Source organism: Rheinheimera sp. (assembly GCF_020217005.1).
Taxonomy (GTDB): Bacteria; Pseudomonadota; Gammaproteobacteria; order Enterobacterales; family Alteromonadaceae; genus Pararheinheimera.
This window is the reverse complement of record NZ_JAIWOI010000318.1, coordinates 1-10000: the sequence shown is the minus strand read 5'-3', so window position 1 is coordinate 10000 and position 10000 is coordinate 1. Positions and strand designations below refer to the sequence as shown.

9 protein-coding genes are annotated in these 10000 nt (G+C 47.8%); 5 read left to right on the top strand and 4 right to left on the bottom strand.

Features of this window, described 5'->3' with window-relative positions:
• Positions 1-117 precede the first annotated feature (117 nt).
• Positions 118-312 (bottom strand): ribosome alternative rescue factor ArfA, encoded by a 195-nt coding sequence (gene arfA / locus LDL40_RS15530; protein WP_300996359.1) that lies wholly within the window; start codon positions 310-312, stop codon positions 118-120.
• Positions 313-510: 198 nt separating this feature from the next.
• Here arfA and LDL40_RS15525 point away from each other — a divergent pair, with 198 nt between their 5' ends.
• Complete coding sequence (locus LDL40_RS15525; RefSeq protein ID WP_300996358.1) at positions 511-1164, top strand: DsbA family oxidoreductase; 654 nt, start codon at positions 511-513, stop codon at positions 1162-1164.
• A 24-nt stretch (positions 1165-1188) separates the two neighbouring features.
• Positions 1189-2124, top strand: a complete 936-nt coding sequence (locus LDL40_RS15520) for a M14 family metallocarboxypeptidase (RefSeq protein ID WP_300996357.1) — start codon at positions 1189-1191, stop codon at positions 2122-2124.
• Between the two features lie 61 nt (positions 2125-2185).
• Here the strand turns inward: LDL40_RS15520 and LDL40_RS15515 are convergent, their stop codons facing one another.
• Together LDL40_RS15515 and LDL40_RS15510 are read right to left on the bottom strand one after the other, a co-directional pair.
• Positions 2186-4321, bottom strand: coding sequence for a TonB-dependent siderophore receptor (locus LDL40_RS15515; RefSeq protein WP_300996356.1), 2136 nt, complete (start codon positions 4319-4321; stop codon positions 2186-2188).
• Positions 4322-4404: 83 nt separating this feature from the next.
• The gene (locus LDL40_RS15510) at positions 4405-4746 is read right to left on the bottom strand and encodes an FKBP-type peptidyl-prolyl cis-trans isomerase (protein WP_300996354.1); all 342 of its coding nucleotides are present in this window, start codon (positions 4744-4746) and stop codon (positions 4405-4407) included.
• Positions 4747-4959: 213 nt separating this feature from the next.
• Here LDL40_RS15510 and LDL40_RS15505 point away from each other — a divergent pair, with 213 nt between their 5' ends.
• Entirely contained in the window at positions 4960-5838 is an 879-nt protein-coding gene (locus LDL40_RS15505; protein WP_300996353.1) for an ABC transporter substrate-binding protein, read from the top strand.
• Positions 5839-5840: 2 nt separating this feature from the next.
• Here the strand turns inward: LDL40_RS15505 and LDL40_RS15500 are convergent, their stop codons facing one another.
• Positions 5841-7124, bottom strand: coding sequence for a nitrate regulatory protein (locus LDL40_RS15500; protein ID WP_300996351.1), 1284 nt, complete (start codon positions 7122-7124; stop codon positions 5841-5843).
• Between the two features lie 417 nt (positions 7125-7541).
• Between LDL40_RS15500 and LDL40_RS15495 the strand changes: the two genes are divergently transcribed.
• A complete protein-coding gene (locus LDL40_RS15495; RefSeq protein WP_300996349.1) occupies positions 7542-8396 on the top strand; it encodes a formate/nitrite transporter family protein in 855 nt (284 codons plus the stop codon).
• A partial coding sequence (locus LDL40_RS15490; protein WP_300996347.1) for a bifunctional protein-serine/threonine kinase/phosphatase occupies positions 8396-10000 on the top strand: 1605 nt, incomplete at its 3' end. The genes LDL40_RS15495 and LDL40_RS15490, both read left to right, overlap by 1 nt.

Below are 10000 nucleotides of genomic sequence, written 5' to 3'. Positions count from 1 at the left end.
ATGCATAAGTGGGTTGAAAATGAGAGTGTTGCGGGTAAGTCACAACCTACCTGATGAAGCAGAATGAAGCTTAAGGCTTGAACCTGAGCTGAATACTAAAGAGGGAAATGAAGAAAATTAGCGGGCGACAGCAACAAAAAGGGCAGAATCATCATACTTCTGCCCTTGTTTAAACTTCTGGCGGCTGTAGGAGCCTTTGCCTTTTTTCGCTTTCACCACCTGCAACTGAAATAATTTGCTGGTCACTAAAGCTTTGAGTGCATTATCCCGGATTTCGCCGCGGCCATGCTCTGCCGTTGATTTTTTTGCCATAAGGCCTCCTGTGTAAAAAACGCGCAAAGTGTAGAGCCAAAACTTGCGGTAGTAAATTACTGATCTGGATTTATTTGAAGCTGCTGTGTAAATAAAGGGAATTGCACCGTCGTTATTACGACAAAAACCAGCTTGAGTCTTGATATTCGGCCTCAAGGTAACCAGATCTAAACCAATTCCCTTAATTCAGGATCTGTGATGAAAAACCTGCATATAGATTTAGTGTCCGATATTGCCTGCCCCTGGTGTGCTATTGGCTATGCCCGGCTTGAGAAAGCCATGGACAGTATCAAAGATAAAGTCGACGTCAGTATTCAGTGGCGTGCTTTTGAACTGAATCCGGACCCTAACCTGATCCCCGAAGCCATTTTGCCTGCTCTGAGCAAAAAATATGGTCGCAGCGAAGCGGAAATGCGCGCCAATCAGGAGTCGATGATCAAGGTTGCCACCGATCTTGGGCTGAACTTCGAAAAAATGCAGCAGCGTTTTACCTGCAATACCTTTGATGCGCACCGACTGGTGAAATGGGCCGCAGCCTTTGATAAACAAACGGCGATGAAACAGGCTTTGTTTGAAGCCTACTTTGGCTTTGCCGAGGATGTATCCAAAGCAGAGGTTCTGCAAAAATGTGCGGAAAAAGCCGGACTTAATGCTGAAGAAGCGTTAAAAGTGCTGCAATCAGCACAATTTATTGACGAAGTCCGTGCTGAAGAGGCGCAGTACCAGCAAGCCGGTATCAGTTCAGTACCTGCTTTTGTTATCAATCAGCGTTACCTGATTTCCGGTGCACAAGACCCAGCGACTCTGGCGGCCAGTCTACTGCAAATAGCCGATGAAATGGCCACAGAATAACCACAAAGAACAAAAAGGTGCGGTATGACGACCCCAGTAAAAGACTTTATTTATCACATAGGCACTGTAGGCACGCCCTGGGGCGAAGCTGAAAAACAGCAGTGGCTGAGTGAACAACAAATTAAACGCAGTTATAAAGACGAAGTGACAACACCACTTCAACAGTATTTGCCTGATACGGCTGAACTGATTAATTACGGCACTCTGGATTACAGCGCTTTTGATTTACCTGTTTATCAGTTGTTTGCGGTACGCAGTAAAAACTGGCAAACCAATAAACCCATAGTGCTGGTGACAGGTGGTGTGCATGGTTATGAAACCAGTGGTGTGCAAGGTGCGCTGAAGTTTATTAAAGAAGAATTCAGCCGTTACAGCGACAAAGCCAACTTGCTGGTTTTGCCTTGCATCAGCCCGTGGGGATATGAAACCATCAACCGCTGGAATCCAAAAGCCGTAGATCCGAACCGTTCATTTGGCGCGGAAAGTCAGTCGGATGAAGCCACAAAGGCTATGGCTTTTGTCCGCCAGCACAGCGGCGAAATCTTAGTGCATATCGATCTGCACGAAACCACAGATTCAGATAACAGCGAATTCCGTCCGGCCAAAGCAGCCCGGGATGGCACTGTAAATCATAACTGGAATATTCCGGATGGTTTTTATCTGGTCGGCGACACAGACAAACCAGAACCAGGTTTTCAGCGCGCTATTATCGAAGCAGTGCAGCAGGTCACTCATATCGCCGAAGCCGATGAAAACGGCTGCCTGATAGGTGAACGCCTGGCTCAGTTTGGTGTGGTGAATTATCCTAAACGTGCTTTGGGATTATGTGGTGGTATGACAGATGCCAAATTCGTCACGACAACAGAAGTGTATCCGGATAGTCCAAAAGCCAGCCCACAGCAGTGCAATGCAGCTCAAGTGGCGGTGATTTGTGCCGGTGTGGATTATGCTTTAGCCTAATCAAATGGGGGGCAGATCATCTTGTTAGCTGTTAACAATGAGACCGGCCCCCATTCAGTGTTTAGAAGGAGTAAGTCGCGCCTAACGTGAAATTACGAGGTGTGCCATAGCCATATTGATCAAAGAAACCAATTTGGCTGTAGTAAGTTTCATCAAACAGGTTGTCGACGTTTAATTGTACAGACAACTGTTCTGTTACCTCATAACGCGCCATCAGACTAACCAGGCTGTAAGAGTCCTGCCAGAGGATTTTTGGTGCTGTACCACTGTATTGCTCATCCTCCCAGCTGATACCACCACCCACGACCAAACCTGCCAGCTGATTGGCAAAGTCATAAGTGGTAAACAGATTCAGCTTTTTACGCGGATGATCAGTGTTTACTTCGACACCAGCCGCATCTTCAGCTTTAAACTGCGAATAACCAGCGGAGATGTTCCAGTTGTCCATCAACTGACCTATCACTTCCACTTCAAAGCCTTTACTCTCAACGCCCTGAGCTGCACGATACATAGTTTCGGGCAGATTGTTACCTACAGGAGGGAAAGTACCTATAGCCTGAGCCAGATTATCCTGGTCAATCTTAAACACCGCTATTGCAGTTTGTACTTTGCCTTCCAGAAAAGAACTCTTTAAACCCAACTCGGTGTTAGTACCTTCAAGCGGATCGATAAATGCACCGGATTCCACACGGGCATTTTGTGGTTTAAAGATTTCGGTCTGACTGATGTAGGCGTTGTGGTTGGCGTTCAACTGATACATTAAACCGGCATAAGGCACAAACACACTGTCATCGCCGTAATTCTCAATCACACCGTAATTGACACCAGTGCGTTCCCACTTAGATAAACGACCACCAGCGATCAGCTTTAACTCATCCGTCAGAGATAAACGTGTGGCGGCGTAATAACCATCCTGCTCTGTGTCTAAATCTACAGCAACATCAGAAGTGCTGGAGAACGTTGGTTCAGGATAAGTAGCGCCAGTCCATTCGTAGAAGTTACCCACTGGCACAAAAGCAGAAGTTTGGGCAAAGGTCACAGTTTTAGCTTGTTGATCACTGTTGAGCATTCCAACTACAAACTCATGGCTGCGGCCTGCGAGTTGGTAGTCGCCTTTTAACTGTAGATCAAGACTGTCTTGTTTACTGGTTCCTGAGCTTTTGTAAGGCCATGGCGATAAACCTAAGCCTGTCGCTTTATCCGGTGAACCATAGATATAAAGTAATTGAGTGTCTGCCGTATTTTTGGTGCTGTTAAAGCTGGCTTTGGCCTGCCAGCCATTGTCGAAGTTGTGCACCAGATTAGCAAAACTGTTTTCGTTGGTCGAAGCCCAATAGGTCCAGTCAGCTGCAGAAGTAATGCTTCTGTCCCAATTGGTGGCTGTGCCATCGCTAAACCATGCAGCTAAACCGCCCCAGGTAGAGCCTTTAGGATCATTGTCCTGATAGCTGGAACCAAAACTGACAGAGGTCTGATTGGTTAAATCAGCGTCAACCACGCCATAAAGCACGGTTTTGTCGTCTTCAGGTATATCCATAAAGCTGTCGCCTACTTCTTTTTTAGCGACAAAACGCACCCGCAAATCACCCTGACTATCTAAGCCTGTTGACAGATCCGCAGTGGCAAATTTGTTGTTCCAACGACCAATACCGGCATTGACATAACCTTTCAGCTCAGCTGAATTAGCATGTTTACGCACCAGGTTGATTGAGGCCGAAGGATCACCGGCTCCTGTCAGTAAACCTGTAGCACCACGCACTACTTCAATACGCTCATAAATAGACACGTCAGTAATGGTTTCGCCTGAGTCACCCGCTAAAGACCAAGCTAAAGGCACACCGTCAATCTGGTATTTGTCGATATCAAAACCACGGGCGCTAAAGGTATTACGGGTGGTATCCAGCTGTTTAGCTGACACACCAACACTTTGGATAATGACTTCGTTAATGCCGCTAAAGCCCTGATCAATAATACGTTGAGACGTGATCACGCTGACAGACTGGGGGGTTTCAAACAAAGACAAACCTAAACCTGTGGCCGTATCAATGTTTTCATTCACAGTGTAGTTGCCTACTACAGTGATTTTTTCAATTTCTTTTTCAGCTTTATCATCCGCAGCCTGAGCCACACCCATCATACAAGCCAATTGCACTGCCACTACTACTGGCAACTTTCTGAATTTCTGTTGTAACGCCATGATTACCCCCAAAACAAATCTGGGCGAATAATACACTAATACGAATTGTTATCAACTAGATTTAGATAAACAACAACCAGCCGTCAGTCATCCCTGGTCAATACTTCCAAAAGTTCTATCTCAAACATCAGATTCGAATTCGGCGGTATCATGCTGCCAATCTGGCGCTCGCCATAAGCCAAATGAGCTGGTACCCATAATTTACGTCTGCCACCGACTTTCATGCCCTTCAGACCTAAAATCCAGCCCTGAATCACACGATTGTTGCTTAAAATGCACTGAAAAGCTTCGCCACGCTTATGTGACGAATCGAACTCTGTACCATCTTCCAGCCAACCTCGGTAATGCGCCGTGATCAAAGCGCCACGTTCAGCGGCTTTACCTTCGCCAGGCACCACATCTTCAATTTTTAACTCGTCCGTCATCACTTCACCTGTCACCCTGTTTTGCCGGAGATTATATACCCAAGACAGCTGAAGTTGCAGCGAGGCGACATGCCTGGCAAACCAAGCAGCCGCTTCCAAGACGACGAGTATCACTGCAAACAACAGACGAAATAACAGCATAATAAGACGGTACCCTAATCTGGTGACAGAAATGTTCTATAGTTTCTGAAACAACGCCACGGAGTGCATGCAATGTCTGTGATGACGAACCGCCTTTATGCTCTGTTTGCCTGTGTTTTATTGATGTTTTCTCCCCTTTGCTGCAGCGCACAGCAGCAACAAGTGATCTATTCCTGGCCAATGTCGATGTTGGGTGACGCCCGTGGCAGTTATCCAATTGCTTTATTACATTTGGCGATAGAAAAATCAGGTACTGATTATCAACTGGTGCCTAGCGGACAAGTGATGTCGCAGCACAGGACCTTACGTCAGTTGGGTTCGAGCAATGGTCTGGATGTGGTCTGGACCATGACGTCACCAGAGCGGGAGCAAGAGCTACGCCCCATTCGCATTCCGATAGACAGAGGTTTAATAGGCTGGCGTTTATTGCTGATCCATCAGGACAATGAAGAAAAAATTAAACAGTTGGATGAAAAGCAGCTAAAAACCAGCCTTTCAGTGCAAGGTAGTGACTGGCCGGATTATCCTATTTTAAAAGCCAATCAGTTTAGGGTTTTAGGCAGCGGCGACTTTGACGGCATGTTCAAAATGCTGCAGGCAAAACGCATCGATCACTTCCCCCGTTCAGTCACAGAAATATGGCCCGAACTGCAGCAAAAATCCGGCATGTCGCTAACTGTAGCGCCGAAGTGGGTATTACATTACCCGGCGGCTTTGTATTTTTTTGTGCGAAAAAATAATATAGAACTGGCCAATGCGATAGAAATTGGACTGTTAAGAGCTATTGAAGATGGCAGTATGCAGCAGCTGTTTTTGCAACATTTCAGCAGCGCCTTACAACAAGCCGACTTAAAATCCAGAACTGTCATTCCACTGAACAACCCTATACTTCCGGCGGAAACACCTGTGCAAAATAAAGTGTTGTGGTTTGACCCTCAGCAGGGCTACTAAAACTAGACCTTCACAGCAACCAGAGCTTTTACGACAGCTTCAGCCACCTCGGCTATACGGCATTGTTGCTTCATCGCACTTTGTTGTAACTGGCGGTAGGCTTGCTCTTCAGTTAAATGTTTATACTGCATTAACAATAACTTAGCGCGGTCTGTCAGCTTTTGTTCGCTAATGGCACGACGGGCATCTGCCAATTCACTGTGTATCTGACGGATATGCTGCGCCTGCTCAGACAACAACTGATAAAAAGAACGACTCGGAGCCTGCACTGCTTGTTCTGCGGCAATGTGTTGCGGCAGCACAGAGGCTCCGTATAAACCCGGCATACTGGGGTCTATCAGTAAGGTCAAACCCTGGCCCCCGGCTAACTCAGCCAGTTCAGTCAGTTTGGAATGATGCTGCTGCAACTGTTGCTGCGCAGCTTCGACAGTCTCAGTAGTTAATTGCTGCAACTGGGCCGTCAATTCCGCCTGCAATAGATGCATAGCGTCCATACGTTCAGTGGCAAACTGGTACCACAGATCACTAACAGCAGGCACAGGGACAGCAGTACCAGCTAACTGCTGGATCATAGTTCGCAACTGACGCAGCTGCAGAGCGGCAGTGGCTTGTTCCAGCTTCTGCCATTGCTGCTGTTGCGACAGAGTGGCAAACTCCAGAAACACAGCCGAACTGTGTTGCTGTGCTTGTTGCAACAATGACAAACGTTCAGCAAGTTCTGTGGTTAACTGCCCGGAAGCGAATCCCATAGCGCCCCAGGCTCGTTCCTGCCCGGCATATTCTTTACTTTGCAATAAGTTAAACAACGCCACCAGCAAGCGGGTTATGGCCGCATCACCAGCTAAATCGGCCGACTCCAGCACCACAGCCAACCAGGCTGCTATTAATCTGCTGTAGGCTTCAGTGGACTGCAATGGCGTGCACTGTTGTTTGCCCACCTGCTCACGTAACTCAGCCAGATGGTCCATGCCCTGCAACGCCAGACATACACCACTTAACAAACGACTGCTGTGACAAGGTTCGCTGGCTTGCAGGTACTGAGTCGTTAATTGGTTGCGTACTTGTTGTTCTGCTTTTGTACTTTGTAATAACTGCTGCTGACGCTGCTGCACAAAGACTTCGCAGCCAGAGGCCAAAAAAATATTGCTGATGCCACGCTCGCGCTGTAACTGATGCACCAACTCACTAATGCTGGTCACCAACAAACAGTTCACCGAAAGTTGTTGCAGCGCTTTGATTTCAGCCTGTTTGGCGGCCAGCAGAAACTGAGCTGTCGGATGATTCATAGGTCGCCCCGGGTTGCTGATATCCCTTACCCTAGCAATGCTTATTCCACGCTCTGCAGACAAGCCGCAAAACAGCATTATTGCTGGTTTGTCAGCAAATTTGGCCTCCTTGCGCCGGCCAGCACTACGCAGCAACGCCCCTTAACAGTGCAGAAAATGCACAACAATAGCACGTTAAATCAAGGTCGCCCAAAACAGCTATTTGCGAAAACTAAGTAAATTCAATGTGTTGATATAAAAGCATCTGCTGGCATTAAAGTTGCTCTGTGTACAAGGCAGAGGTGGTTATCACCTCCTAACTTCTTCAGGACAAAGGCGTCCCGTGATCTTCTGGCAACAGAATGATCCGGACGCCTTTTTTGTTTTGTAAAAACAGCGCCTGAGATAACCAACAGCAACAACAGGAAGAGGTGACCTATGGCTTATTTAGTTCCAGCCGAATTTGTGACCAAAATGGTCGACGCCGGCGAATCCAAAATTTTTATGTCGACCCGCGACACATTGATCCGCTCTTATATGGCGGGTGCAATTCTTGCCTTGGCTGCAGTTTTTGCGGTGACGGTAGCGGTGCAAACCGGTTCATTTTTAGTAGGATCCATGCTGTTCCCGGTCGGTTTTATTATGTTGTATCTGATGGGATTCGACTTATTAACAGGGGTTTTTGTGTTAACACCTCTGGCCTTGCTGGACCGTCGCCCTGGCGTGACTGTGCAAGGTGTATTACGCAACTGGGGCCTGGTGTTTAGCGGCAACTTTCTCGGGGCTTTAACAGTGGCCGCCATGATGGCTTTTGTACTGACCATGGGTTTTCATACCGAAGCCGGACCTGTTGGAACAAAGCTGGCTGGTGTAGGTGAAGCCCGAACTTTAGGTTATGCCGAACATGGAGTGGCCGGCTGGATGACCATATTCCTGCGTGGCATGTTATGTAACTGGATGGTGTCTATGGGTGTGGTGGGCGCTATGATTTCCACTCATGTCAGCGGCAAGGTGATGGCCATGTGGATGCCTATTATGTTGTTCTTTTTTATGGGTTTTGAGCACTCAGTGGTCAATATGTTTTTGTTCCCTTTTGCCATGATGATGGGGGGCGATTTCTCCATTATGGATTATCTGATCTGGAACGAAATCCCTACTGCCTTGGGTAATCTGGTCGGTGGATTAGCTTTTACTGGCTTAACTTTGTACAGCACTCACTATAAAACGGCGCCAAAACGTCAATTGACTTCGAAACCAGTTGAGAGCCCGGCAACCAATCTGGCTAAAGCCTGATGGTACAGTCAGCTACATCTTTGCAAGTCGCTTTGGGCCAGCATTCTGTTGCTGGCCGTAAAGCATTTAATCAGGACTGCTTTGGCGCTTATCTGCCGAAAGAGCCTGAATTAAGTAATAAAGGCATAGTACTGGCTGTGGCCGATGGCATCAGCACCAGCACAGTCAGTCAGATTGCCAGTGAAACAGCAGTAAAAAGTTTTCTGGATGATTACTACTGCACCAGCGAGGCCTGGTCTGTACCACATGCGGCCTTGCAGGTGCTGAAAGCTTGCCACAACTGGTTGTATGCCCAAAATCGCAAAGGGCCTTTCAGTTCAGATCCGGATAAAGGTTATGTCTGTACTTTCAGTGCCTTAATCCTAAAGCAACGCCACGCGCACTTAGTCCATGTCGGCGACAGCCGGATTTATCTGCTGCGTAACAGGCAACTGGAGCAATTGACACGAGATCATAAGCTTTGGCGCGGCAGCAGTAGTTATTTAAGCCAGGCTTTAGGCGCTGGCCCTGTCTTAGAACCCGATTACCAAAGCCTGCCTCTGCAACAGGGGGATTTGTTTCTGCTAGCGACAGACGGTTTATTTGATGCCTTACCCGCCACTCAGCTGTGTAAGCTGCTGGAAGCTGAATCAGATTTATCTTTGCTGGCCGAGCAACTGACCCAAATCGCCTTAGTAGCTGGCAGTAGCGATAACATCACGCTGCAGTTAGTGCGTATTGATGGTTTGCCTGCAGACAACAACCTACCTCTTTGTCTGGATCAACACTTAGCTTTACCCCCTCTGTTGCAACAAGGCGATATGTTGGATGGTCTGCAGGTGATCCGGGCTATACAGCAAAGCAACCGCAGTCATGTTTATCTGGTGCAGGACAAATCGACAGAGCAGTTACTGGTGCTCAAAGCCCCCTCCATCGACTTAGCTGAACAGCCTGATTATCTGGAACGGCTGATGCGCGAAGAATGGATAGCCAAAAGAGTGCAGAGTAACCATGTGGTGCGCCCGGCCAGCATCAACAGGCCACGCACTGCGCTTTACACCCTGTTTGACTATGTCGAAGGCCAGACACTAAAACAGTGGCAATTGGACCATCCTAAGCCAAGGCTGGAGCAAGTGCGCGATATAATCGAACAACTGGGCAAAGGCTTGCAGGCACTGCACCGCTGCGAAATTCTGCATCAGGACATCAGACCCGACAACCTGATAATCAACGCCCAGGGCATAGTGAAAATTATCGACTTTGGCGCAGCCCGACTGGCTGGATTGCAAACAGATGACGAAGTGGCCGGGGATATTCCCGGCACAGCTTTGTATACGGCACCCGAGTATTTTTTAGGTCTGGCTGGCACAGAGCGGTCAGACTTGTATTCACTGGCTGTACTGACCTACCAGTTATTATCAGGCCGTTATCCTTATGACGCTGATGTCGCTCGTGGAAAAAGCATCAAAGCCCAGAAAAAATTGCGTTATCAGTCAGTGCTCAGTAAAGACAGCGAACTGCCGGTCTGGCTGGATTTAACCTTAGAAAAAGCCCTGCAACCCGACCCGAATAAACGTTATCAGGCCTTGTCAGAGTTTTTATACGATTTACGCCACCCCAATGCC

Excerpts from the sequence above, each read along its gene's own strand:
- LDL40_RS15510 (WP_300996354.1), bottom strand. The coding sequence starts at position 4,746 with ATGACGGACGAGTTAAAAATTGAAGATGTGGTGCCTGGCGAAGGTAAA.
- arfA (WP_300996359.1), bottom strand. The coding sequence starts at position 312 with ATGGCAAAAAAATCAACGGCAGAGCATGGCCGCGGCGAAATCCGGGAT.
- LDL40_RS15520 (WP_300996357.1), top strand. The coding sequence starts at position 1,189 with ATGACGACCCCAGTAAAAGACTTTATTTATCACATAGGCACTGTAGGC.
- LDL40_RS15500 (WP_300996351.1), bottom strand. The coding sequence starts at position 7,124 with ATGAATCATCCGACAGCTCAGTTTCTGCTGGCCGCCAAACAGGCTGAA.
- LDL40_RS15495 (WP_300996349.1), top strand. The coding sequence starts at position 7,542 with ATGGCTTATTTAGTTCCAGCCGAATTTGTGACCAAAATGGTCGACGCC.
- LDL40_RS15515 (WP_300996356.1), bottom strand. The coding sequence starts at position 4,321 with ATGGCGTTACAACAGAAATTCAGAAAGTTGCCAGTAGTAGTGGCAGTG.
- LDL40_RS15505 (WP_300996353.1), top strand. The coding sequence starts at position 4,960 with ATGTCTGTGATGACGAACCGCCTTTATGCTCTGTTTGCCTGTGTTTTA.
- LDL40_RS15525 (WP_300996358.1), top strand. The coding sequence starts at position 511 with ATGAAAAACCTGCATATAGATTTAGTGTCCGATATTGCCTGCCCCTGG.